This is a genomic window from Actinomycetospora flava, assembly GCF_037400335.1.
Classification (GTDB): domain Bacteria; phylum Actinomycetota; class Actinomycetes; order Mycobacteriales; family Pseudonocardiaceae; genus Actinomycetospora; species Actinomycetospora flava.
In genome coordinates this window covers 14,571-36,893 of sequence record NZ_JBBEGM010000011.1, presented here as the reverse complement: position 1 = coordinate 36,893, position 22,323 = coordinate 14,571, and the positions used below count along the sequence as shown (strand labels likewise).

Sequence of the window (22,323 nt, the reverse complement as noted above, 5' to 3'; positions counted from 1 at the left end):
CTACTCCACCCGCGCGTGGAACGCCTCCAGCCGCGCGTCGACGGCGTCGGCGTGCGAGCTCGGCAGGGCGTGCGTGGCGTCCGGCCACACCTCGACCTCGACGTCCGGGATCAGCGCCCGCGCGCGGGCGGCGGCACGCCCGGCGCGCAGGACGGTGCTCCGGCCGCCGAGCAGGGCCAGCACCGGCATCGCGAGCGAGCGCAACGCGGCGTCCGACGGGAAGCCGGGCGGGCCGAGCCGCATCCGGTACGCCCGCGCGCCGAGCTCCATGACCGGGGTGATCGGGTCGTCGGGGGGTGGCTCGGCGCCGCCGGCGTAGCGCAGGAGGAGCGCGCGGCCGCGGTCCGGGGCGACCAGGGAGGCCAGCGAGGCGAGCACGAACCCCGGCCGCAGGCGGGCGAGGGTGTGCGCGGGGTCGAGCAGGGCGAGCGAGCGCACGGCCCCGGAGTGGCACACCGCGAGCTCGGTGCCCCACCGCCCACCGAGCGACGCGCCGACGAGGTGCACCGGCCCCCCGACGGCGTCGACCACCTCCGCGAGCCAGGCCGCCTGGTCGGCGTCGCCCGCGATGGGCGCGGTCTGCACGCTGGCGCCCGGCTCGCCGAGCAGGTCGAGGGCCCACACGGTGCGCCGCGCCGCGAGCGCGGGCAGGTTCGGCGCCCACATCGCGGTGGTGCCGATGCGGCCGGGCACCAGCAGGAGCGGGGTGCCGGCCCCGGTGCCGAACCGGTGCACCCGCACGGTGCCGAAGCGCGTGTCGACCGTGCGCGACACGTGCGCCGGCAGCGCCGCCATGGCCGCGTGCAGGGCCGCCGCGTAGCGCGCGCGGGCCCGCTCGTCGACGAAGGCCCCGACCGTCGTGCTGCCCATGGGTCGAGGAGATCGTGGGCGGGGCGCGCCGCGCCACGGTCTTCCGGCCATCGCTCGGGGCCGAAGGGCCACCGGTAACGAGTCCGACGGGGCCTCCGACGTGATCGATGTGCCCGACGGGTCCTGGTCCGCGCTGGAGTCGGCCGTCGCGGCCGAGGGTGTCGACGCCGTCCTGGCGCGGTGGGACGGCCCCGAACCGCTGCGCCGTGTGCTGGACCTGGAGGCGCACCACCTGCGCGGCGGGGAGACCGGGTCGTTCGTCGCCCAGCAGGTGCTCACCCGGGCCCGCGCGCTCGGGTTCTCCGAGACCGCCCGGGGCGCGCGCGAGCGGATCGACGCCGAGGGCCGGACGGTGCTCGAGGAGCGCTGGCGGACCCGGCCGTTCCCGCCGGCGCTGCTGCGCACCCTGGCCGGGCACCGGGCCGGTGTCGCCGACGCCGCGTTCGCCCCGGACGGGCGGCTGTTCTCGATGGCCGAGGACGGCGACCTGCGGGTCTGGGACGTGAGGACCGGTCTCTCGCGGCCCGTCGTCCTCGCCCGGCCGTCGCCGTCCGCGCGCCCGATCCGGCTCGCCGTCTCCGGCGACGGCGCCCTGCTGGCCGTGGCGTTCCTGGACCGGGCGATCCACGTGCTCGGCCTCGGCGACGGCACCGCGACCGCCGTCGGGCACCACGACGGCTGGATCCACCGGCTGCGCTTCGTCCCCGGTCCGCGCCCGCGCCTGGCCTCGGTGTCCGAGGACCGGACGGTCGCGATCTGGGACGTCGCCGCGCGCCGCGCCCTCCACGTCCTGTCCGGACACGCCGGTGACGTCACCGCGTTCGCGGTCTCCCCCGACGGCCGGACCGTGGTGTCCGGTGCCGGCGACGCCACCCTGCGGGTCTGGGACGTCGACACCGGGGTGTGCCGCCAGGTGGTGGAGGAGGACGACGACGTCTTCGCCCTCGCCTTCGGCGCCGACGGCGGCACGCTGCACGCGACCACACGCCGCGGCGCGGTCCTGCGCTTCGACGTCCGGGGCGGCGCGCTCGGCGACCGCGTGCGCCTCGACACCCCCCGCGTCGGGCGGTACGGGCGCGGCTGGGCCCGCGACGTCGCCGTGCTGCCCGGCGGGCGGGCACTGGTGGCCAACGACGACACCGTGCTCGACGTCTGGGGGCCGCGGGCTCGGGTGTCGTCCCTGACCGGGCACCGCGGGCCCGTCACCGTCGCCGCCGTGAGCGCGGACGGGCGCCGGGCGGTCACCGGCGACGAGGCCGGGACGCTGCTGCTGTGGGACACCGACGCGGCGGACGACGTGCCCGACGCGCTGCCGGGTCTGCCGCTCGGGGTCGCGTCGGTCGCGGTCTCGCACCGCGCGGGGGTGGTCGTGGCCGGTTCTCGGGAGCTGCCCCTCGTGGCCCGGGACGTCGGCACCGGTGAGGAGCTCTGGACCGTCCGGTCGGAGGAGGACTCGGAGGAGGAGCCGGACCCGGGACCCGACCTGATGTGGTCCTCGCCGTCCGGGCTCTACACCGCCCTGGGGCGCACGGTGGAGCTCCGCTCGCTGCGCACCGGCGCCGTCGAGCACACCGTGGAGATGCCCGGGACCGTGGCGGTGGGGCGCGGCGACCACGCCGTGACGGTCGCGGGGCGCCGCCTCACCGTCGTCGACGCCGCGACGGGCGCGGTCGGGGCGACGGCGGAGCTCCCGGCACCGCTCGGTGTCCCTACGCGGGTCGCCGCGGCGCGCGGGCTGGAAGTCGTCGCCGTCGCCGGCGGGGGCCACCTCGCGGTGTGGGACCCGCGCTCCGGGCGCGGCGCCACGGTCGAGCTCCGGCTCCACGCGACCAGCACGGCGGTGGCCGACGGCCCCGAGGTCGTCGTCCGCGACCTCGCGGTCGACGACGAGGGCTGCCACGTGCTCGCGGCCGGCGACGAGGGGCTCGTGCACTGCTGGGACGTCGCGAGCGGGCGGGTCACGGTCCTGTCCGCGGACCGGACGCGCGTGCCGGCCGTCGCCGGCCTCGCCGGGCACCGGGCGGTGTCGGTCGGGGAACGGGACGGCGTGGTGACCGTCTGGGACCTCACCGCCGCGTGGACGGTGTGCGCGGCGCCGCTCGACAGCAGGCTCAGCGCGGTCGCCGTCGACGGCGACCACCTCGCCGTCGGCGACGGCGCGGGCAACACGCACCTGCTCCGGCTCGCGGACGGCGGGCGAGCGCGTGGCGATACGGACACTGGGTGACAGCGACGCCACGCCGCTGACACCTACCCCGGGAGCGCGGCGACCTCGGGGCGGGCGCCGGCGAAGCGGCGGCCGATCTCCTCGCGCGTCCAGGCGTCGCCGCGGCGTTCGAGGGCCCGGCGGCCGGCGCGGGTGCGGGCCACGAGCCCGGAGAGGACGAGGTTGCGCAGCACCACCGGCGGCACCGTCCACGGGAGGGCGTCGGGCAGCCCCAGGTCGCGGAGCGCCTCGCGGCCGAGGAACCAGCGCAGCAGCCCGAGCACGTGGCGGCGGCGCAGCTCCCCGCGCCACCCGCCCGCGAGGGTCCGCTGGCCGTCGACGAGCGCGCCCGCGAGCGCCGGTCCGGCGGGCGTCACGTCGTCCTGGACGAGCAGCACGTGGTGCAGGAAATGGTTCTGCTCGCGTTCGGTCGTGAACAGCCAGTCGTGGTCGACGCCCATGAGCCAGCCGACGTAGCGCCACAGGTGCATCACCGCGCGGGACTCGGCGGGCGTCACCACCCAGCCCAGCGCCCGCGCCCCGAGCAGGCCGGTGCTGCTGAACAGCCCGAGGGTCGCGGCCTGGTCGGACTGGTTGACCGGCAGGCCCCAGTGCCCGACGTCCCAGCGCCCGTTGGTCTCGAAGCGCCGGTTCACCAGCGCGTGCATGGCCCGCACGTGCACGGTCAGGCGCCAGCCCTCGCCGTCGCGGCGCATCCCGCCCGGGGAGATCACCGCCCGCGCCCATTCCGTGGTCTCGCCGAGCCGGCGCGTGGCCGTCGACCCGGTCAGCCCGCCGGTGGCCACGAGCAGGTCGGCGGGGCCGCCGAAGCGGTAGCCGCCGATCAGCGACAGCGTGAGCAGGACGTCGTCGAGCGTGCGCCCCATCCGCCGCAGCGCCCGCCCGCCCCGCTCGACCTCGTCGAGGTCCACCCACGACGGCGTGTCCTCGACCTCGGCGAAGAAGTCGGCCAGCGCCGATCTCTCACGGGTCTCCCCGCCCAGCGCCCGGTGGAACGCCGCCATCGTCACGCGCTCGCCGTCGCCGCGCGGCCTGCTCATCGCCGCGGCGAGGGCGGCGCCGACCTCGTCGCGCGCGAACATCCGCGTGCCGATCCGGTCGAGCAGCTCCTCGTCGACGCCCCGGACCCGCGCCACCACGCCCAGCGGCCGCGCGATCCGCCGCGACCGCTCCGGCGCCGCGCGGAACCGTCCGGGATAGCGCGGTGTGTCCACCTGCTCGCCTGCCACCATGACGTCCATGCTGAGACGAGTTCCTGCTCGCGTTCAAGTCGCGTCGTTTCCCGTCGCACCGTGACGGCACCGCGCCGCCGGCGGCAGCCGCGCCAGGAACGCTCGCGCGAGATGGTCGAACGGATCGTGGCCGCCGGCCGGACCGTGCTGCTCGAGCGCGGCGTCGAGGGCCTGACCACGAACCACGTCGCCGCCGCGGCCGGCATCAGCCCGGGCTCGCTCTACCAGTACTTCCCGGACAAGGACGCCATCGTCGACGAGGTCGTCGCCCGCTACGCCGACGACCTCGAGGAGCGCGTCACCCGGGCCTTCGTCGACACGGCGGCCGAGCGCGACCCGGCGCTCGCGGTGCGGCGGGTCGTGCTCGCGCTGGCCGACGCCCTCGCCGAGCACCCGTCGCTGCTCCGGGCGGTGGCCGAGCGGCTGCCGCGCGCCGGCGACGACCGGCGCGCCGCGTTCGCCCGCCGCGTCGACGCGCTGCTGACGAGCACCCTGCTCGCCCGCCACGGCGGCGAGCTGCGCCACCCGGCGGGCACGGTCGCCTGGCTGCTCGTGCGCACCGTCGAGAGCCTGGCCGTCGCCTACGTCCTGGAGGAGCCGGCGATCGACCGCGAGGCGTTCGCCGACGAGGTCACCGCTCTGGTCCTGGGGTATCTCGGGCGGGCGCTCGCCGGCTGACACCCTCCGTTGTCGGGGGTGGGCGATAGTCTGATGACGTGTTCGAACAGGTGTTCGCATCGTTGCCGGAGGGTGTCGCCACGACACCTCCCGGCGCGGCGCTGGGCGCCCTGCTCGAGCAGGTCGACCCCCGCGCCGTGTCCCCGCACGACGCGGTGATCCTGGCCGGCGCCTGGCGCCGCCAGCTCTCCCACCACGAAGCCCGCTTCGCCCTGGTCGCGCGCGAGGTGGCGCTGGCCGACCCCGACCGGCCGGGCGGCCGACGCGAGGGTTACACCGAGTTCAGCACCGACGAGCTGCGGGTCGTGCTGTCCGAGTCCCGCACCCGGGTGTCGAAGCTGCTCGGGCAGGCCGACACCGCGATCGCGGCGATCCCGGAGCTGTGGGCGGCCTGGGACGCCGGGCGGATCGACACCGACCGGGTGCGGTTGTGTGTCACCTGGACCTCGTCGCTCTCGGCCGAGCACGCCCGCGCCGTGGTGCTCGCGGTGCTGCCCGAGGCGCCGCGGCTCACGCTGTCGGGGTTGGTCGAACGGCTCCAGCAGGTCGCGACCGGGCTGGACCCCGGGTGGGCGGCCAAGCTCTACGACAACGCCCGCCGGCAGCGCCGCGTGCGGGCCCGGCGCACCGAGACCGGCACGGTGAACCTCTCGGGGCTCGACCTGCCGTTGGATGCCGGGGCGCTGTCGACCGCCCATGTGGAGACCCTGGCGCTGCGGGCGAAAGCGGCCGGGCACCCCGGGCTGATCGACACCGTGCGCGCCGACATCTACCTCGCGCTCCTGAGTCCCCGCCCGGCCGGGTGGGACGACGACGCCCTGGTCGCTCACGTCGTCGCCCACGCCGACCCCACCGATCCACGCGGACGCCGCGCCCCGCAGCACGTCGGCGCCCACGGCCCCCGCCCCGGCGGCGACACCCGCCCCACCGACCGCGACCCCGGCCCCGGCCCCGGCCCCGGCCAGCCCGAACCCGACGAGCCCGAGGCCGGCGAGCCCGAGGCCGGCGAGCCCGAGGCCGGCCAGCCCGAGGCCGGCCAGCCCGAACCCGACGAGCCCGAGGCCGGCCAGCCCGAACCCGACGAGCCCGAGGCCGGCGAGCCCGAGGCCGGCGAGCCCGAGGCCGGCGAGCCGGCCGTCGCGGGCCCGCGACCGACGATGTCGCGGCGGGCGCGGATCGAGATGCGGATCGGGCTGCTCACCCTGCTCGGGTACGACGAGAAACCCGGCATCATGCCCGGCTACGGCGTCATCCACTCCGTGTTCGCCCGCGGCTTCGCCCGCCAGCTCTGCCACGCCGAGTGGCGGGTCGCGGTCACCGACGACCACGGACACCTGCTCGCCGCCCTGGTCACCCGACGCCGACCCACCGGCTACCGCACCACCCCCGAGCGGCGACGACCCGCCGCCCGCCCCGTGCTCGAGCTCCACATCACCGAGCAGGAGCTCACTCGCAGCATGCGCGAGCCCGGGATGTGGGCACCGGTCCTCGACGATCTCCGCGCACAGTTCCGGGCCTGGACCGGTCCACCCGACTCACCCGCCGAGGCGCGGCGCCGGTTCCCCTCCGCCGCGCTGGCCCGCTGGATCCGCTCCCGCGACCGCACGTGTGTCTTCCCGCCCTGCCGTGCGTCCTCGCTGGTCACCGACATCGACCACACCCGCGCGGTCACCGACCGTGGGCAGACCCTCGAGGACAACCTCGACCCGCTCTGCGGGCACGACCACCTGCTCAAACACGAGGGCGGCTGGCGCCTCGAGCAACCCGCGCCAGGGCACTTCGTGTGGACCAGCCCCACCGGGCACAGCTACCCACGCCCGCCCCGGCCGGTCACCCCCGACATCCCCGAGCCGGGCCGGTACCGGCACCGCTCCAGCACCAACCCCCCAGAGCTCGCCGGCGACGCACCCCTCTGGACCAACGACCCGTACCCCGCCGGACCACCGGCCGGCCGGCCGACGACCAGACCACCACCCCGCACGACCGGGCGGAACGAGCCGGAGGACGACGACCCGCCGCCCTTCTAGAACGCGCTGCGGGCCCCCGAGCGGGCCCGCAGCGTCAGCCCCGCGCGCAGCGCGAGCCGCAGCGGGGCCCAGCGCGCGCCGCGGTAGCGGTCGGCGAGGAAGCGGTAGGCGCTGCGGTGGTGCTCGGCGAGCATCCGCGACGAGGTCGGGGCGTCGCGCTCGGTGGCGTGCCCGCCGCTGTGCACCACCTCGGCGTCGGGGACGTAGACGTTGAGCCACCCGGCGCGGCCGAGGCGGTCGCCGAGGTCGACGTCCTCGAAGTACATGAAGTAGCGGGGGTCGAAGCCGTCGACCGAGTCCCACGCCTCGCGGCGCAGGAGCACGCACGAGCCCGAGAGCCAGCCCGCGGTGCGCTCGGCGACCGCACCCTCCTGGCGGTAGGAGCGTGTCCACGGGTTGGCCGGCCACACCGCCGCGAACAGCGCGTGCCCCACCCCGCGCCCGAGGCTGGGCTGCAGGCGCGCCGACGGGTACACCTCGCCGCCGGTGCGGATCAGCGGCCCGATCGAGCCGGCACGCGGCCACCGCTGCCCGGCGTCGACGAGGGTGTCCAGGCACCCCGGCCCGAAGACGATGTCGGGGTTGGCGACCAGCACCCAGCCGACCTCGGCGGGCAGCCCGGCCACGCCCCGGTTGGCCGCCGCGCCGTAGCCGACGTTCTCGCCGATCCGCAGCAGCTCGACCCGCTCGTCGGCGGCCGCCGCGGCCTCCGGGGCGCCGTCGACCGAGCCGTTGTCGGCGAGCACGACGCGGTACGGGCGGGTGGTGGCCTTCTCCAGGGACGACACGAACTCGGCGAGCGCCTCGCCCGGGGAGTAGGTCACACAGACGACGGCCAGTCCGTCACCGTAGGTCTCGGGCGAGGTATCGGGCACGGCCGCATTGTCGCCGGTCAGTCGTCGTACTCGTCGACCAGCCCGCGGTACTGGTTCTCCAGCAGCGCGACCGCGTCCGGGTCGCCGTGGCGGGCGGCCTCCTCGATGTAGGGCTGCGCCTCCTCGGCGCGGCCGAGGTCGAAGAGGAACCGCCCGACGTGGAAGGCGGCGCCCGGCTCGCCGGTCTCGTGGGCGCGGCGCAGGTGCTCCTCGGCCCCGTCGTGGTCGCCGTGGTGCTCGCGCAGGAACCAGCCGTAGTAGATGTGCCCGCACGGCGCGCCCTGCTCCGCGGCGCGGCGGTAGAGGTCCGCGGCCTCGCCGACCCGGCCCTCGGCCAGCCGGCAGTCGGCGAGCGCGAGGAGGGTGGCGGGCCGGTCGTCGTCGAGGAACTCCTCGGCGAGCTCCGTGGCCGTCACCGGGTCGTCGAGCTCCTCGAGGTGCAGCGCGACGAGGTTGAGCGGGGCGAGCTCGTCGCCGAGCCGGACCGCCCGGTCGAGCACGTAGAGCGCCTCCTGCGTGCGGCCGCGCCCGCGCAGGAAGACACCGTAGTCGTTGGTGGCGGCCGGGTCGCCCCCGTCGAGGCCGACGAGGAACGCCGCCTCGGCGCTGTCGTGGTCGCCGATCGCGGCGAGGGTCTCGCCGAGAAGACCGGCGTGCTCGCTCTCCCGGCGGCTCATGACGGCGGGGATGAGCAGGTCGGCGGCCTCGCGGCGCTCGCCGCGGGCGAGGTGGGCGTGCGCGAGCAGCGCGGGCGCGGACGGCTCGCCGCTGGCCAGGGCGCGGCGCAGCAGGGCGATGCGTTCCTCGACGCTCTCGACGGTGTCGCCGTCGGTCGCCGTGGCGATCTCGTGCGCCTCGGCGCAGAGAGGCTCGTCGTCGGGGTGCGGTGCGGCAGCCCCGGTCGCCCCCGCCGTGGCCTGCTCCGTCATTGGATCAGTGTGCGCCGCCGACGCGGTGACCAGAAGGGCCTAGAGGCGCGGTCCGCTGGATCCGTCCTCCGTCGACGGCAGCGTGAGCGGCCAGTAGCGCCAGGCGTCGGGGGACACGGCGGACGTCGCCGACGTCGCCGCCTGCGCCCGCCGTTCCCGGCGCGCGCAGCGGCGCCGCTCGGCCTGCCAGCGCTCGTCGCGCGCGACCCGAGCCCGCAGCCGATGACGCTCGCGCCCGGCGTCGATCACCAACCACACGGCGACGAGACCGAGCAGCCCCAGGAGCACCGTCTCCACACCCATGACCGTTCAACGCGCGAGAACGCCGCGAGGACACGCAAATGACAACGATGGGATTAAGTAGCTAGCCCATTCAGCCCAGCAGTAGCGCCGGATGGTGGCGTACCGCGGTGCGCAGGGCGTCTCGCCAGGGTGGTAGCGGCTCCAGCCCGGCGGAGCGCCACGACGCGTCCGACAGCACCGACCACGCCGGCCGCGGCGCCGGGCGCGGGAAGGACGCCGTGTCGCACGGGCGCACCCGCTCGGGATCCGCGCCCAGCTCCTCGAACACCGCGCGCGCGAGGCCCCACCACGTGGTCGCCCCGCCGCCCGCGGCGTGCCGCGTGCTGGCCGGCGCCGACGAGCGGGCCAGGGCGATCAGCCCGTCGGCGAGGTCACCGGTCCAGGTCGGGGAGCCGTGCTGGTCGTCGACGACGTCGAGGACGTCGCGCTCGCGGGACAGCCGGGCCATGGTGCGGACGAAGTTCGGGCCCGTCGCGCCGTAGAGCCACGCCGTCCGGACGATGTGGTGGGCGTCGGGCAGCGCCGCGCGCACCCGCTCCTCGCCCGCCAGCTTGCTCCGGGCGTAGACGCCCTCCGGTGCCGTCGGGTCGCCCGGCTCGAGCGGTCGCCGCTCGCCGCCGGGCAGCGGGCCGAGCACGTAGTCGGTCGAGACGTGCACCAGCCGTGCGCCGACCTCCGCGCACGCGGCGGCGAGCACACCGGGCGCCTCCGCGTTGACCGCCCAGGCCCGCGCGGCGGCGTCGGGATCGGTCTCCGCGAGGTCCACGGCGGTGAACGCCGACGCGTTGACCAGCACCGCCGCCCCCTCGCCCGGCGCGGCACGCCACGCGCGCACCGCCGCGCGGACGGCCTCGGCGTCGGTGACGTCGAGTTCGCTGCGGGTCAGAGCCGTCACGGAGTCGGTCGGCGGAGCGCCCGAGGCGCCGGGCGTGCCGAGACGCGCGACCAGGTCGGTACCCAGCGCTCCCCCCGCGCCGATCACCATCCACCGCACCGGAGCCCCCCTCCCGTCGATCACCCGGACGGAGTCTCGCAGCCGCGCGGAACCCGGGCGGCCCCACGGTGGGCGTGTCCGGTGACGACGCAGGGTCCGGGCGGCCCGCGCCCACCCTGCTCGGGAGCGGGGTCCGGGCCCGGTGCTCACCGCGCGTCGCCGCGACGCGCCGACGAGCCGTCCAACGGGTGAGAGCCCCCGATCGAACCAGCCGCCGTCTAGCCTGCGAATCACGACGAACCCTGCCGTGACGGCGGGGTTCCCCACCGGTGGGCGCGATGCCGCGCCCGGGGGCACGTGGGGAGCCCACCCGCAGCGCGGGCGCGTGTCGTGATCAGCGACGGACGACGATCGAGCGACGGTCCCGCCGGGGGCCGGGGCGCGGAGGGAGGCGGGCGATGGATCGCGGCGACCCCCGTGACGCCCCCGACCCGTCCCGCCGCGACCCCGCCCGCCGCTTCGGGCCGTCCGCGGCCCGCCGCAGCCCCGGGCGCGCGGGCGGACCGGCGGCGGACGACCCCTGGGGCGACGACGAGATCACCGAGCCCGACCGCCGCCCGTCGGCCCGCCGGGGGTCGAACGGCTCCAACGGCACCAACGGGTCGGCCGCGCCCGACGCCCGCCTGCGCCGGCGCGACCTCGCGGAGCTCTCCACGACGCCGGCCGGCACCCGCCGGGGCCCCGCGGGCGACGGGCTCGCCCCGCCCCCCGAGCGCCCGCGTCGGCCCGCGTCGCCACCCGCCGATCGCGAGCGGCCCCGCAAGCCCGCCCCGGACAAGGGCCGCCCCCGGGATCCCCGGGACAGGGAGCGCGAACGCCGCCCGGCCCCGCCGCCCCCGCGCCCGCCGGGGACCTCACGGCCGCCGCGGGAGCCCGAGCCGCCGGACGATCGCCGGGGGCGCCGCTCGATCGCCCGCACGGTGCGCCTGGGTCTCGTGGTGCTCTCGGTGCTGGTGTTCGCGCTGTCCGGCACGGCGTGGGCCGCGCTGTCGGGCAGCATCAGCGGGTCGAGCGCGCTGGGCGGCGGCCCGGTCGGCAACGCCGCCGACGGCGCCACCGACATCCTGCTCGTCGGCGTCGACAGCCGCACCGACGCGCAGGGCCAGCCGCTGCCCGACGACGTCCTGCGCGAGCTCGGCGCCGGCGCCGCGGACGGCGTCGTCAACACCGACACGATGATGCTGGTGCGCGTCCCCAACGACGGCAGCCGCGCGGTCGCGTTCTCGATCCCCCGCGACAGCTACGTCAACATCCCCGGCGGCTTCCGCCGCGACAAGATCAATTCGGCGTACCCCGGCGCGAAGGCCGAGGAGGCCAACCGGCTCGTGCAGTCCGGGGTCAGCGACCCGCGCGAGGTCGACGTCCGCTCCTCCGAGGCGGGCCGCCAGGCGCTCGTGGCCTCGGTCGCCGACCTCACGGGACTGACCGTCGACCACTTCGCCGAGGTCAACCTCATGGGCTTCTACACGCTCACCAACGCCATCGGTGGCGTCGACGTGTGCCTCAAGAACCCCGTCGACGACGACCTCTCGGGCGCCCGCTTCCCGGCCGGCCCGCGCACCGTCGCCGGCCACGACGCGCTCGCCTTCGTCCGCCAGCGCCACGGGCTGCCCAACGGCGACCTCGACCGCATCCGCCGCCAGCAGGCGTTCCTCGCGTCGATGTCGCGCAAGGTGCTCTCCAGCGGCACGCTCGGCAACCCGGTCACCCTCGGCCGGCTGCTCGACGCCGTGCGCCAGTCCGTGGTGCTCGACGGCAACTGGGACCTGCTGCAGTTCGGCGGGCAGATGCAGGACGTCAGCGCCGGCGCCGTCGCCTTCCTGACCATCCCCACCAACGGCACCCGCAACGTCGACGGCCGCGGCGAGGTCCTCGACGTCGACCCCCGCGAGGTGCGCGACTTCGTCAACGACGCCATCGGGCCCGAGGACTCCGCGGACGCCAACGACGAGGGCCCGGCGCCGGCGACGATCCCGGTCGACGTCCGCAACGCCTCGGACACCCAGGGCGCCGCCGCGCGTGTCGTCGCCGTGCTCTCCGCCCAGGGCTACGCCCGGACCGTCGCCGGCAACGCCGAGGCGCCCGCGCCGCGCTCGGAGGTGCTGTTCGGGCCGGCCGGCGACGGCGGCGGCGCGCGCGTGGCCAGCAGCCTCGGCGACCTCCCCACCCGCTTCGACCCCACGGTGCCGCCGAACTCCGTGCGCGTCCTGCTCGGCGCCGACTACCGCGGCCCGGGCGCCGCCGCCCCGACGCCCGCCCCGTTCAGCAGCTCGAGCACCGACTCCGACTCCGAGTCCCAGGCCGCCGCCGCCCCGGCGCCCGCACCCCAGCCGGCGATCACCGCCGAGGGCGTCCCCTGCATCGACTGAGTGGTCGCGCCGAGGAGATGCGCGCTCCGATGGTCGGTACTCGTGGGAGAGTCACCCTCGATGACCGTCACCGACGCCCTGCTCGCGCCGCTGCTCGCCGGCGACCCCGCCAAGCCGCTGATCACGTTCTACGACGACGCCACCGGCGAGCGCATCGAGCTCTCCGGCGCGACGTTCGGCAACTGGGTCGCGAAGACCGCCAACCTGCTGCGCGACGAGTGCGACGTCGAACCGGGCGCGCCGGTGGCCGTGCTGCTGCCCGCGCACTGGCAGACCGCGGCGGCGCTGTGCGCGATCTGGTCGTGCGGCGCGGAGGCGGTCGCCGACCCCGCGGGCGCCGAGGTCGCGCTCGCCGACGCGAGCACCCTCGAGGCGGCGGTGGGCGCCGGGCTCGTCGTCGGCTTCTCCCTCGACGCGTTCGGGCAGGGTCTCGGCGACACCCTGCCGAAGGGCGCCGTCGACTACGCGACCGAGGTCCGCGTGCACGGCGACCACTTCGACCCGCTCGCCCCGGTGCCCGACGACGCCCCGGCCCTCGCGGGCGCCGACGTCGCGACCGTCGTCGCCACCGCCCGGGCGCGCGCCGCGGAGCTGGGGCTCGGCGCCGACGACCGCGTGCTGTCCACCGCCGACTGGCCGCTCGCCACGGCGGGCGGGCTCGTCGACGGCTTCCTCGCCGTGCTCGCCGCGGGCGCCTCGCTGGTGCAGGTCCGCCACCCCGCGGGCGACCAGGAGCGGCGCGCCGGCACCGAGAAGGTCACCCGGGTGCTCGGCGCCTGACCACCCCCACACACACGAACGGCGCTCTCGCTGCTTCGGGAGCAGCGAGAGCGCCGTTCGTTCGTCGTGTGCGGACCCGCCGAGGCTCGGCGGGTCCCGGGATCAGGCCTGCGGGGTCTGGTTGCCCTGCTGCGGGTAGCCGCCCTGCTGGGGGTAGCCCGGCTGCTGCGGGTAGCCGCCCTGCTGCGGGTAGCCCTGCTGCGGGTAGCCGCCCTGGTCCTGCTGCTGCGGGTAGCCGGCCTGCGGGTACTGCTGCTGCGGGTAGCCGCCCTGCGGGTAGCCGCCGGCCATCTCCTGCTTCGGGTTCATGCCGTACTCGTTCGCGCCCGGCGTGCCCTCGGTCGCCCACCAGACGATGAGGATGATCGCGCCGACCAGCGGGATCAGCGCCAGCAGCTGCCACCAGCCGCTACGGCCGGTGTCGTGCAGGCGCCGCGCGCCGACCGCGAGGGACGGGATGAGCACGGCCAGCTGGTAGAGCGAGGTGAGCAGGCCGCCGCCGGTGGCGAAGCCGGTGCTCGTCGCGGTGAAGGTCGCGGTGCCGATCAGCACGTCGATGATGCTGAGGACGATCACCGCGAGGATGTTGAACAGCACGAACATCCAGAACTCGGTGCGACGCGCACGCCCGCTGAAGTCGGCGTACTGCTTGAGCACCTTCAGGTACCACTGCATGGGGGACCTCTCACGGAGCGTGGGGAGAGATCGCGGTCATCGCGGCCTCTTTCGCCCGGCTAGGCTAGCTCCCCATACGCTCTGTGACGAGTACCCCGAACGGGCTACTTCTTGAGGAGCGCCCGCGCCATGACCATGCGCTGGATCTGGTTGGTGCCCTCGTAGATCTGGGTGATCTTGGCGTCGCGCATCATGCGCTCGGCCGGGAAGTCGACCGTGTAGCCGGCACCGCCGAAGATCTGCACGGCGTCGGTGGTCACCGACATCGCCGTGTCGGAGGCGAAGCACTTCGACGCCGAGGCGATGAGGCCCATCTTCTCGCCGCGCTCGGCCCGCGCCGCCGCCGCGTAGACCAGGTGGCGGGCGGCCTCGGTGTTCATCGCCATGTCGGCGAGCATGAACTGGAGGCCCTGGAAGTCGGCGATCGCCTTGCCGAACTGCTGGCGCTCGCGCGCGTAGTCGACGGCCGCGTCGAGCGCGCCCTGCGCGATGCCGACGGCCTGCGCGCCGATGGTCGGGCGGGTGTGGTCGAGCGTGGCGAACGCGGTCTTGAGCCCGGTGCCGGGCGCCCCGATGATCCGGTCGCCGGGGATGCGGCAGTTCTCGAAGTAGATCTCGGTGGTGGGCGAGCCCTTGATGCCGAGCTTGTGCTCCTTCGGCCCGACCGAGAACCCGGGGTCGTCCTTGTGCACCACGAACGCCGAGATGCCGTTGGCGCCCTTGTCCGGGTCGGTCTTCGCCATGACCGTGTACCAGTCGGAGATGCCGCCGTTGGTGATCCAGCACTTGGTGCCGTTGAGCACCCAGTCGTCGCCGTCCTGCACCGCGCGCGTGCGCATCGAGACGGTGTCCGAGCCCGCCTCCCGCTCGGAGAGCGCGTAGCTGATCATCGACCGGCCCGAGGCGATCGTCGGCAGCACCTGCTGCTTGAGCTCCTCGGAGCCCGACAGGATGATCGGCATCGAGCCCAGCTTGTTCACCGCCGGGATGAGCGAGGCCGACGCGTCCACCCGCGCGACCTCCTCGATGACCATGCAGGCCACGATCGAGTCGGCGCCCTCGCCCCCGTACTGCTCGGGGATGTGGATCGCGTGGAAGCCGTTCTGGGTCAGCGCGGTGCGCGCCTCCTCGGGGAACCGCGCCTGCTGGTCCACCTCCGCGGCGTGCGGCGCGATCTCCTTCTCGGCCAGCGCGCGGATCGACTCGCGCAGCGCGTCGCGCTCCTCGCCGAGGCTGTACAGGTCGAAATCCGGGTCCACGGCGTTCCTCCACACACGACTGCGTTGCGAGGCCACGATACTCGGACGTCCTACCGTCGTGGGACCTCGCGATCGCCCGAGGGCGTGTGGTCCCCGCTACGGTCGGTGCGCCGGGACCGGTTCGGGTGCGCGCCGTGCGAATCCGGGGGCGTGCTCGGGGCGCAGGCCGACGCCGATGAGGTAGGCGGGCACGGCCGTCGCCGGCGGGAAGGCCGCGAGCAGGCGCCGGATCAGCCGCGGCGGGCCGGCGCGGCGCCCCGCCAGGATCGGCACCACCAGTCCCCGGTGCATCGCGCGCTGCAGGGCCTGCACCGCGAGCGTCGGCAGCAGACGCCGGCGGCGGACGGCGTCGAGGTCGAGGGGCTCGCCCCGGCGCAGCGGCCCGGCCAGCAGCGTCGCCGCGGCCACCGCGTCCTGCACGGCGAGGTTGATGCCGACCCCGCCGATCGGCGACATCGCGTGCGCGGCGTCGCCGAGGCAGAGCAGGCCGTCGACGTGCCAGCGGCGCAGGCGGTCGAGGCGGACGTCGAGGTGCTTGACGTCGTCCATGCGCGCCAGCGTGTCGACGCGGTCGGCGAGGTCGGGCGCGAGCTCGGCGACGTCGGCGCGGAAGGCCTCGATGCCCCGCGCGCGCAGGGCGTCGTCGGTGCCCTTCGGCCCGAGGTACGCGATCTGGAAGTAGTCCTCGCGCGGGATGACGACGGCGAAGCGCCCGCCGCCCATGCGGGGCATCAGCGCGGTGACCTGGTCGTCGGCGCGCCGCGGCAGCCGGAACCACCAGGCGTCCATCGGGCACGGGTGGTCGACGACGGTGAGCCCGGCCTGCGCCCGCGCCGTCGAGCCGCGGCCGTCGCAGGCGGCGACGAGGTCGGCGGCGATCTCGCCCTCGACCCCGTCCGCGGTGCGGTACGCGACGCCGGTGACGCGGCCGGTGTGGTCGCGGCGCAGGTCGGTGACCTCGGTGCTCATGCGCAGCGTGAACGTGGGCTCGGCCGCGCCGGCCTCGGCGAGGAGGTCGAGCAGGTCCCACTGCGGGACCATCGCGATGTAGGGGTGCGCGATCCGCAGGCGGCGCAGGTCGCCGAGCACGAGCGGGTCGCCGACGTCGTCGACCGGGAAGGCCACCCGGTCGAACCGGCTCTGCGGCAGCGCCGCGAAGCGCTCCCCCAGGCCCAGCTCGTCGAGCAGGTCGAGCGTCGTCGGGTGGACGGTGTCGCCGCGGAAGTCGCGCAGGAAGTCGGCGTGCTTCTCGAGCACCGTCACCTCGACACCGGCCCGGGCGAGCAGCAGCCCGAGCACCATCCCCGCCGGGCCGCCCCCGGCCACACAGCACGTCGTGCGTTCCACGGTCCCCACCTCCAGGGTTTCAACGCCTGTTGAATCCCGAGTGTGGACCGGCGCCGGGCAGAAATCAACAGGCGTTGAAGGACGGCGTAGGGTCGCCCCGTGACGACGACCGGACGGCGGGGGCGGCGCCCGGGTGACTCGGGCACGCGGGCGGCGATCCTCGAGGCCGCGCGGTCGCGCTTCAGCACCCAGGGCTTCCGCGCGGCGACGGTCCGCGCGATCGCGGGCGACGCCGGCGTCGACCCCGCGCTGGTCATGCACTACTTCGGCACGAAGCAGGGCCTGTTCGTCGCCGCCATGGAGTTCCCGCTCGACCCCGCCGAGGTCGTGCCGCGGCTGCTCGCGCCCGGGATCGACGGGCTGGGCGAGCGGCTGGTCGGGTTCCTGCTGCAGGTGGTCGACGAGCTGGGCGAGGCCAACCCGATGCTGGGGCTCGTGCGGTCCGCGGTCAGCCACCCCGAGGCGGCGCGGATGATGCGGGAGTTCCTCGGCGAGGCGATCCTCGACCGGGTCGCCGAGGCCGTCGGCGAGACCGTGGGAGCCGACCGCCCCCGCCTGCGCGCCGACCTCTGCGCCTCGCAGATCGTCGGGATCATCATGGCGCGCCAGATCCTCGAGCTGCCCGAGCTCGCGGCCGCCGACCGCGCGACGCTCGTCGGCGCCTGGGGGCCGACGATCCAGCGCTACCTGACGGGGTCGCTGGCCTCCTGAGCCTCGCCGTGGGCGCGCGCCGCCAGGGCCTCGTCCTTGGCGGCGACCGTCTCGGCGAGCCCCGCCTGGAACCGCTCCATGGCCCGGGCCAGCGACGGGTCGGACGCGCCGAGCATCCGCACGGCGAGCAGCCCGGCGTTGCGCGCCCCGCCGATCGACACCGTCGCGACGGGCACCCCCGCGGGCATCTGCACGATCGAGAGCAGCGAGTCCATTCCGTCGAGGTGCTTCAGCGGCACCGGGACGCCGATCACCGGCAGCACCGTCGCCGACGCGACCATGCCCGGCAGGTGCGCCGCGCCGCCGGCGCCCGCGATGACCGCGCGCAGCCCGCGCCCGGCGGCCGCGGTGGCCCAGTCGAGCATCACCCGGGGCGTGCGGTGGGCGGAGAGCACGCGCGCCTCCCACGGCACGTCGAACTCGTCCAGCGCCTCGGCGGCCGCGCGCATGGTGGGCCAGTCGGAGTCGCTGCCCATGACGATGCCGACGGCCGGGGGCATCTCGGAAACGCTCACTGGTGCGGGTCCCATCCGTCGCTCCACACGCCGGTGGAGAGGTGGTCGGCGGCCAGCCGGGCGCGGGTCCGCACGTCGTCGAGGTCGTCCCCGAGCACGGTGACGTGGCCGACCTTGCGCCCGGGGCGCTCGGCCTTGCCGTAGAGGTGCACCCGGGCCTCGGGGAAGCGGGCCAGGGTGTGGTGCAGGCGCTCGTCGACGCCGGTGGCCGGCACGGGGTCGCCGCCCAGGATGTTGGCCATGACGGTGACGGGCGCGGTGGTCGCCGTGGAGCCCAGCGGGTAGTCGAGCACGGCGCGCAGGTGCTGCTCGAACTGCGAGGTCACCGAGCCCTCGATCGTCCAGTGCGCCGAGTTGTGGGGCCGCATGGCGAGCTCGTTGACCACCAGACCCCGCTCGGTCTCGAACAGCTCGACCGCGAGCAGCCCGACGACGCCCAGCGCCGCGGCCACGCGCAGCGCGAGCTCGCCGGCCTCCTCCGCGCGGTCGGCGTCGAGCCCGGGTGCGGGGGCGAGCACCTCGGTGCAGATGCCCTGCTCCTGGACGGTCTCGACCACCGGCCACACCGCCGCCTGGCCGAACGGCGAGCGCGCGAGCACGGCGGCGAGCTCGCGGCGCAGGGTGACCTTCTGCTCGACCATGAGCGGCGTGCCCGCGGCGAGCAGCTCGGTCACCGTCGTCTTCGCGGCGTCCTCGTCGTCGAGCACCCACACCCCGCGGCCGTCGTAGCCGCCGCGGACCGCCTTGAGGACCACCGGCCAGCGGTGCTCGGCGGCGAAGGCGGTGACGTCCTCGACGCTCGCCACCGCCGCGAACGGGGGCACGGGCTCGCCGAGGTCGCGCAGCCGGGTGCGCATGACGAGCTTGTCCTGGGCGTGCAGCAGGGCGTCCGGGCCGGGGTGGACGTTGTGCCCCTCGGCGACCAGGGCGCGCAGGTGCTCGCCGGGCACGTGCTCGTGGTCGAAGGTGACGGCCTCGGCGCCCGTGGCCGCGCGGCGCAGGGCGTCGAGGTCGGTGTGCTCGCCCAGCACGACGTCGGGCGCGACCAGCGCCGCGGGCTCGTTCGGCCCCGTCGCCACGACCCGCAGCGACTGGCCGAGGGCGATGGCGGCCTGGTGGGTCATCCGCGCCAGCTGGCCGCCGCCGATCATGGTCACCACGGGCAGGCCGGTGCGCTCGTCCACGGTCGGAGGAGGCTACGCGCCGGAGGGGGTGTGATCCGGCTCCGGCTCCTGCCCGCGCAGCCGCTCGAGCAGCGCGCAGGCGCCGTCGTGGGTGGCGGGCAGCCGCGCGATCCGCACCGTCGGCGACCCGACCATCCCCTCGGCGGCCGCGAGCCGGCGCGTCAGCAGGCGGCGCAGCACGGCCGCGCGCTCGGCGAGGCCCTCGCGCGGCGCGAGGACGACGACGGTGCCGCGCCCGACGACCGCGAGCGACTCGCCGGCGTCGAACACCACGCCCGCGGCCTCCCCCGCGATCGACAGCGGGGCGACGCGGCGCCAGTCGCGGACGTCGAGGGCGAGCACGACCAGCCCGTGGTCGTCGCCCGCGGCGCGGCCGTGCGCGCGGGCGGCGCGGTAGACCTCGGCGAGGCGGGTGCGCAGGTAGCGGACGCTCGCGAGCCCCGAGAGCGGGTCGACCGCGGCGGTCTCGGCGATGTCGCCGCAGGCCACGTCGGTCCAGGCCAGCGACACCGCGCGCAGCAGGCGCACGCCGTCGGGACCCCGGTGCGAGGCGCGCGCCTCGACCACCGCGGACCCGTCGACGTCGGTCGCGCCCGAGGCGGCGGTGCTCAGCGCGGCGAGGTCGGTGAGGGTCTCGGCGAGACCGACGCCGGCGCTCGCGCGGGCGCCCGCCCAGCGGGCGAGGGCGCGTTCGACGGCCCGGTCCCGCGCGGTCTGGCTGTCGTGGCGGGCCGTCGCGACCGCGCAGACCGTGTCCACCGCGGTGTCCGGCCACTCCGCCGCCGCCGCCCACCCGAGGGCGCTGCTGCACGCGTACCACCGCTCGCGCAGCACCGCCGCACGCTCGGGACGCGGAGTCGCGCCGCCGAGCGCGGCCGTCACGACCTCGTCGTGCGCGTGGGTCGCCGTGCCGATCCTGCTGACGTCCATCCCCGGCCTCTCGTGCGGCGTCGTCGGGAGAAGAGACGCGCGGGGCCGTCGCCCATGACGGTGACGGTCACCGATTCGGCCGTAGGGACCACGCGACACTCGACCGGACGGGTGAGGGGGGAGGTGACGCCCATGTTTCTCGACGACGCCGGGGACGGCTCCGGGGAGGACGCCCGCAGCGACGCCGAGCTCATCGCGCGCCTGCGGGGCCGCGGTGCGGACCAGGACTCGACCGCCGCCTTCGCCACCCTCTACGCGCGCCACCAGCAGGCGGCCCGCTCGCTCGCGCGCCAGCTCGCCCGCTCCCCCGCCGACGCCGACGACCTCGTCGCCGGCGCCTTCACCCGCATGCTCGAGGTCCTGCGCGCCGGGCGCGGTCCGACCGAGGCGTTCCGCGCGTACCTGCTGACCTCGGTGCGCCACCTCGCCTACGACCGCAGCCGCGCCGAGCGGCGCCTCGACCTCACCGACGACATCGCCGACGTCCACGGCGTCGACCCCGACGGCACCGTCGTCCCGTTCACCGACCCCGCGCTCGCGGGCCTGGAGCGGACGATGGCGGCGAAGGCGTTCGCGACGCTGCCCGAGCGCTGGCAGGCCGTGCTCTGGCACCTCGAGGTCGAGGGCGACAGCCCCGCCGACATCGCGCCGCTGTTCGGGCTCACCGCCAACGCCGTGTCCGCGCTCGGCTACCGCGCCCGGGAAGGCCTGCGCCAGGCGTACCTCCAGGAGCACCTCGAGTCCGGCACCGGGCGCTGGGACCGGCGGCACCGCGAGACCGGCGAGAAGCTCGGCGCCTACACCCGCGGCGGGCTGGCGCGCCGCGAGGCCCAGCGCGTCGAGGCCCACCTCGCCGAGTGCGCCGAGTGCCGCGCGCTCGCCGACGAGCTCCGCGACGTCAACGCCGGCATGGTGCGCTCGGTCGTCGCGCCGCTCGTGCTCGGCGCGGGCCTCGTCGGCTACCTGGCCTCGCGCGGCTCGACCGGCCCGCTCGCGTTCCAGGCCAGCACCGGCGAGCTCGCGATCGCCGGGGGCGGCGCGCTGGGCGTGCTCGGCGCGCTGACCGGGCTCACGCCGCGCCCGGTCGTCCCGGTGCGGATGCGCTCCGCGGGCGTCGTGGGCCTGGCGGGCGTCGTCGGCGTGGCGGCGTTCGTCCTCGGCGACGCCGTCGAGCCGCCGGCGCTCCCGCCGATGCAGGCCGGGCCGGCGCTCGTGCCGCCCGCCGCGGTCCCCCCTCCCGGGGAGCCCGCCGTCCCACCGATCCTGCCGCCGGGGACGCTCCCACCGGCCGCGTCACCGGGCGGTCCGTCCGCCGGCGGCGCGGCGGCTGCTCCCCGGTCCCCGGCGGCTCCCGCGTCCCCGGCGTCCCCCGCGGCCGGCCCGGCCCGTCCGGCCCGCGCCGCCCCGGACGCCGCGCTGGCCCTGCCGGGGCTGCTCGACGGGGAACCTCCGGCGTCGACCGCGCCGAGGGCATCGACGACGCGCGGCGACTCCCGTCGGGACCGGGCGGGCGCCGCGCAGCGGACCGGCGCGGGCCGCGCCCCGGAGCGTCGGGCCCCGGCGGCCGACGGCGACGGCGGGCGCACCCTGCTCGCGGCGGAGCGCACCGGCGGCGACTGCCTGGTCACCGCGCGGCTCCCGGTGCTCGACACGCAGGGCGTGATCTGCCGGACCGGCCCCGGGTCGCGGGAGGGCTCTCTAGACTCGGCGCGATGACCGGGGTCCGCGACGTGCCGGGTTGGGCCACCCGGCTCGCCGGTCGCCACGGCGAGCTGGTCAAGTTCGCGACGGTCGGGGCGATCACCTTCGTGGTCGACACCGCGGTGTTCGTCACCGCCAAGTCCACGGTCCTCGAGCCCAAGCCGGTCACCGCGAAGGTCGTGGCGGTGCTCGTCGCGACGATCGTCGGCTACGTGCTCAACCGCGAGTGGTCGTTCCGGATGCGCGGCGGCCGCGGACGCCCCCACGAGGCGCTGCTGTACTTCGGGGTGTCGGGCGTCGCGCTCGCGATCAACGCCGCGCCGCTGGGTGTCTCGCGCTACGTCCTCGACCTCGCGACGCCCGCCGTGTCGGTGCTGACCGAGCACGTCGCGGACCTCGTCAGTGCCCAGATCGTCGGGACCCTCCTCGCGATGGTCTTCCGCTGGTGGGCGTTCCGGCGCTGGGTGTTCCCCGACGAGATCGGTCCCCTGCGCTGAGCAGACGGCCGGGGGTATACCCGGTGGTCCCACCCGGAGCTCCCGAGGGGACGATCGTGCTGGTCGCCGCCGTGGTGGGACGCCCGGCGGACGGACCCTGCGCTCCGCGGGTATACGGTCGGCTCTCTCCTCGGGTGGAGATCTCCCGACGTGACCGCCGTGCGGGACCGATCGGGGTACGCGCCTCCACCGACCGATGACCTCGACACCGCCGTCCGGT

General features: G+C 76.4%; 20 protein-coding genes. 8 read left to right on the top strand and 12 right to left on the bottom strand.

What is annotated here, in order from left to right; genetic code table 11:
• Positions 1-870 carry an alpha/beta fold hydrolase gene (locus WCD58_RS23575; RefSeq protein WP_337705530.1) on the bottom strand — a complete coding sequence of 290 codons (870 nt, stop codon included), beginning with the start codon at positions 868-870 and terminating at the stop codon, positions 1-3.
• Positions 871-970: 100 nt separating this feature from the next.
• On the opposite strand from WCD58_RS23575, the gene WCD58_RS23570 reads away from it, so the two are divergent.
• Positions 971-3,097 carry a WD40 repeat domain-containing protein gene (locus WCD58_RS23570; RefSeq protein ID WP_337705529.1) on the top strand — a complete coding sequence of 709 codons (2,127 nt, stop codon included), beginning with the start codon at positions 971-973 and terminating at the stop codon, positions 3,095-3,097.
• Positions 3,098-3,120: 23 nt separating this feature from the next.
• Here WCD58_RS23570 and WCD58_RS23565 read toward each other — a convergent pair whose 3' ends face one another.
• Positions 3,121-4,329 (bottom strand): oxygenase MpaB family protein, encoded by a 1,209-nt coding sequence (locus WCD58_RS23565; RefSeq protein WP_337705528.1) that lies wholly within the window; start codon positions 4,327-4,329, stop codon positions 3,121-3,123.
• 60 nt (positions 4,330-4,389) lie between these two features.
• On the opposite strand from WCD58_RS23565, the gene WCD58_RS23560 reads away from it, so the two are divergent.
• The gene (locus tag WCD58_RS23560) at positions 4,390-5,007 is read left to right on the top strand and encodes a TetR/AcrR family transcriptional regulator (RefSeq protein WP_337705527.1); all 618 of its coding nucleotides are present in this window, start codon (positions 4,390-4,392) and stop codon (positions 5,005-5,007) included.
• A 38-nt stretch (positions 5,008-5,045) separates the two neighbouring features.
• Positions 5,046-7,034, top strand: a complete 1,989-nt coding sequence (locus tag WCD58_RS23555) for a hypothetical protein (RefSeq protein ID WP_337705526.1) — start codon at positions 5,046-5,048, stop codon at positions 7,032-7,034.
• Here WCD58_RS23555 and WCD58_RS23550 read toward each other — a convergent pair.
• The 4 genes from WCD58_RS23550 to rfbD all read right to left on the bottom strand — a co-directional run bounded on the left by WCD58_RS23550 (position 7,031) and on the right by rfbD (position 10,126).
• On the bottom strand, positions 7,031-7,909 hold the full coding sequence (locus tag WCD58_RS23550) for a glycosyltransferase family 2 protein (RefSeq protein WP_337705525.1): 879 nt from the start codon (positions 7,907-7,909) through the stop codon (positions 7,031-7,033). The genes WCD58_RS23555 and WCD58_RS23550 overlap by 4 nt on opposite strands.
• A 17-nt stretch (positions 7,910-7,926) precedes the next feature.
• A complete protein-coding gene (locus tag WCD58_RS23545; protein ID WP_337705524.1) occupies positions 7,927-8,838 on the bottom strand; it encodes a tetratricopeptide repeat protein in 912 nt (303 codons plus the stop codon).
• A 39-nt stretch (positions 8,839-8,877) separates the two neighbouring features.
• Positions 8,878-9,135 carry a hypothetical protein gene (locus WCD58_RS23540; RefSeq protein WP_337705523.1) on the bottom strand — a complete coding sequence of 86 codons (258 nt, stop codon included), beginning with the start codon at positions 9,133-9,135 and terminating at the stop codon, positions 8,878-8,880.
• Positions 9,136-9,211: 76 nt separating this feature from the next.
• Positions 9,212-10,126, bottom strand: coding sequence for a dTDP-4-dehydrorhamnose reductase (gene rfbD / locus WCD58_RS23535; protein WP_337705522.1), 915 nt, complete (start codon positions 10,124-10,126; stop codon positions 9,212-9,214).
• 407 nt (positions 10,127-10,533) lie between these two features.
• Here rfbD and WCD58_RS23530 point away from each other — a divergent pair, with 407 nt between their 5' ends.
• Complete coding sequence (locus WCD58_RS23530) at positions 10,534-12,504, top strand: LCP family protein (protein WP_337705521.1); 1,971 nt, start codon at positions 10,534-10,536, stop codon at positions 12,502-12,504.
• 60 nt (positions 12,505-12,564) lie between these two features.
• Positions 12,565-13,284: a TIGR03089 family protein gene (locus WCD58_RS23525; protein ID WP_337705520.1), complete on the top strand. Its 720-nt coding sequence runs from the start codon at positions 12,565-12,567 to the stop codon at positions 13,282-13,284.
• A gap of 102 nt (positions 13,285-13,386) precedes the next feature.
• Here WCD58_RS23525 and WCD58_RS23520 read toward each other — a convergent pair whose 3' ends face one another.
• The 3 genes from WCD58_RS23520 to WCD58_RS23510 form a co-directional block, all read right to left on the bottom strand.
• Positions 13,387-13,959 carry a DUF805 domain-containing protein gene (locus tag WCD58_RS23520; RefSeq protein WP_337705519.1) on the bottom strand — a complete coding sequence of 191 codons (573 nt, stop codon included), beginning with the start codon at positions 13,957-13,959 and terminating at the stop codon, positions 13,387-13,389.
• A 104-nt stretch (positions 13,960-14,063) separates the two neighbouring features.
• On the bottom strand, positions 14,064-15,218 hold the full coding sequence (locus tag WCD58_RS23515) for an acyl-CoA dehydrogenase (RefSeq protein WP_337705518.1): 1,155 nt from the start codon (positions 15,216-15,218) through the stop codon (positions 14,064-14,066).
• 96 nt (positions 15,219-15,314) lie between these two features.
• Positions 15,315-16,574, bottom strand: coding sequence for an FAD-dependent oxidoreductase (locus WCD58_RS23510; protein WP_337705517.1), 1,260 nt, complete (start codon positions 16,572-16,574; stop codon positions 15,315-15,317).
• Between the two features lie 90 nt (positions 16,575-16,664).
• Between WCD58_RS23510 and WCD58_RS23505 the strand changes: the two genes are divergently transcribed.
• The gene (locus WCD58_RS23505; protein ID WP_337705516.1) at positions 16,665-17,276 is read left to right on the top strand and encodes a TetR/AcrR family transcriptional regulator; all 612 of its coding nucleotides are present in this window, start codon (positions 16,665-16,667) and stop codon (positions 17,274-17,276) included.
• Here WCD58_RS23505 and purE read toward each other — a convergent pair.
• From purE to WCD58_RS23490, 3 genes are read right to left on the bottom strand one after another with little or no spacing between them, the layout of a single operon-like run.
• Positions 17,249-17,776 carry a 5-(carboxyamino)imidazole ribonucleotide mutase gene (gene purE / locus WCD58_RS23500; RefSeq protein ID WP_337705515.1) on the bottom strand — a complete coding sequence of 176 codons (528 nt, stop codon included), beginning with the start codon at positions 17,774-17,776 and terminating at the stop codon, positions 17,249-17,251. The two genes, WCD58_RS23505 and purE, sit on opposite strands and share 28 nt — an antisense overlap.
• A gap of 11 nt (positions 17,777-17,787) precedes the next feature.
• Positions 17,788-18,975: a 5-(carboxyamino)imidazole ribonucleotide synthase gene (locus WCD58_RS23495; RefSeq protein ID WP_337705514.1), complete on the bottom strand. Its 1,188-nt coding sequence runs from the start codon at positions 18,973-18,975 to the stop codon at positions 17,788-17,790.
• A 12-nt stretch (positions 18,976-18,987) separates the two neighbouring features.
• On the bottom strand, positions 18,988-19,905 hold the full coding sequence (locus tag WCD58_RS23490) for a GGDEF domain-containing protein (protein WP_337705513.1): 918 nt from the start codon (positions 19,903-19,905) through the stop codon (positions 18,988-18,990).
• Between the two features lie 132 nt (positions 19,906-20,037).
• On the opposite strand from WCD58_RS23490, the gene WCD58_RS23485 reads away from it, so the two are divergent.
• Both WCD58_RS23485 and WCD58_RS23480 read left to right on the top strand, forming a co-directional pair.
• Positions 20,038-21,621 (top strand): sigma-70 family RNA polymerase sigma factor, encoded by a 1,584-nt coding sequence (locus WCD58_RS23485; RefSeq protein ID WP_337705512.1) that lies wholly within the window; start codon positions 20,038-20,040, stop codon positions 21,619-21,621.
• Positions 21,618-22,103 carry a GtrA family protein gene (locus WCD58_RS23480; protein WP_337705511.1) on the top strand — a complete coding sequence of 162 codons (486 nt, stop codon included), beginning with the start codon at positions 21,618-21,620 and terminating at the stop codon, positions 22,101-22,103. Before WCD58_RS23485 ends, WCD58_RS23480 begins: the two co-directional genes overlap by 4 nt.
• Positions 22,104-22,323 lie beyond the last annotated feature (220 nt).

What these genes read in the sequence shown, in the direction of transcription:
- WCD58_RS23575 (WP_337705530.1), bottom strand. Translation starts at nt 870, where the DNA reads ATGGGCAGCACGACGGTCGGGGCCTTCGTCGACGAGCGGGCCCGCGCG.
- WCD58_RS23565 (WP_337705528.1), bottom strand. Translation starts at nt 4,329, where the DNA reads ATGGTGGCAGGCGAGCAGGTGGACACACCGCGCTATCCCGGACGGTTC.
- WCD58_RS23545 (WP_337705524.1), bottom strand. Translation starts at nt 8,838, where the DNA reads ATGACGGAGCAGGCCACGGCGGGGGCGACCGGGGCTGCCGCACCGCAC.
- rfbD (WP_337705522.1), bottom strand. Translation starts at nt 10,126, where the DNA reads ATGGTGATCGGCGCGGGGGGAGCGCTGGGTACCGACCTGGTCGCGCGT.
- WCD58_RS23530 (WP_337705521.1), top strand. Translation starts at nt 10,534, where the DNA reads ATGGATCGCGGCGACCCCCGTGACGCCCCCGACCCGTCCCGCCGCGAC.
- WCD58_RS23525 (WP_337705520.1), top strand. Translation starts at nt 12,565, where the DNA reads ATGACCGTCACCGACGCCCTGCTCGCGCCGCTGCTCGCCGGCGACCCC.
- WCD58_RS23520 (WP_337705519.1), bottom strand. Translation starts at nt 13,959, where the DNA reads ATGCAGTGGTACCTGAAGGTGCTCAAGCAGTACGCCGACTTCAGCGGG.
- purE (WP_337705515.1), bottom strand. Translation starts at nt 17,776, where the DNA reads ATGCCCCCGGCCGTCGGCATCGTCATGGGCAGCGACTCCGACTGGCCC.
- WCD58_RS23490 (WP_337705513.1), bottom strand. Translation starts at nt 19,905, where the DNA reads ATGGACGTCAGCAGGATCGGCACGGCGACCCACGCGCACGACGAGGTC.
- WCD58_RS23485 (WP_337705512.1), top strand. Translation starts at nt 20,038, where the DNA reads ATGTTTCTCGACGACGCCGGGGACGGCTCCGGGGAGGACGCCCGCAGC.
- WCD58_RS23480 (WP_337705511.1), top strand. Translation starts at nt 21,618, where the DNA reads ATGACCGGGGTCCGCGACGTGCCGGGTTGGGCCACCCGGCTCGCCGGT.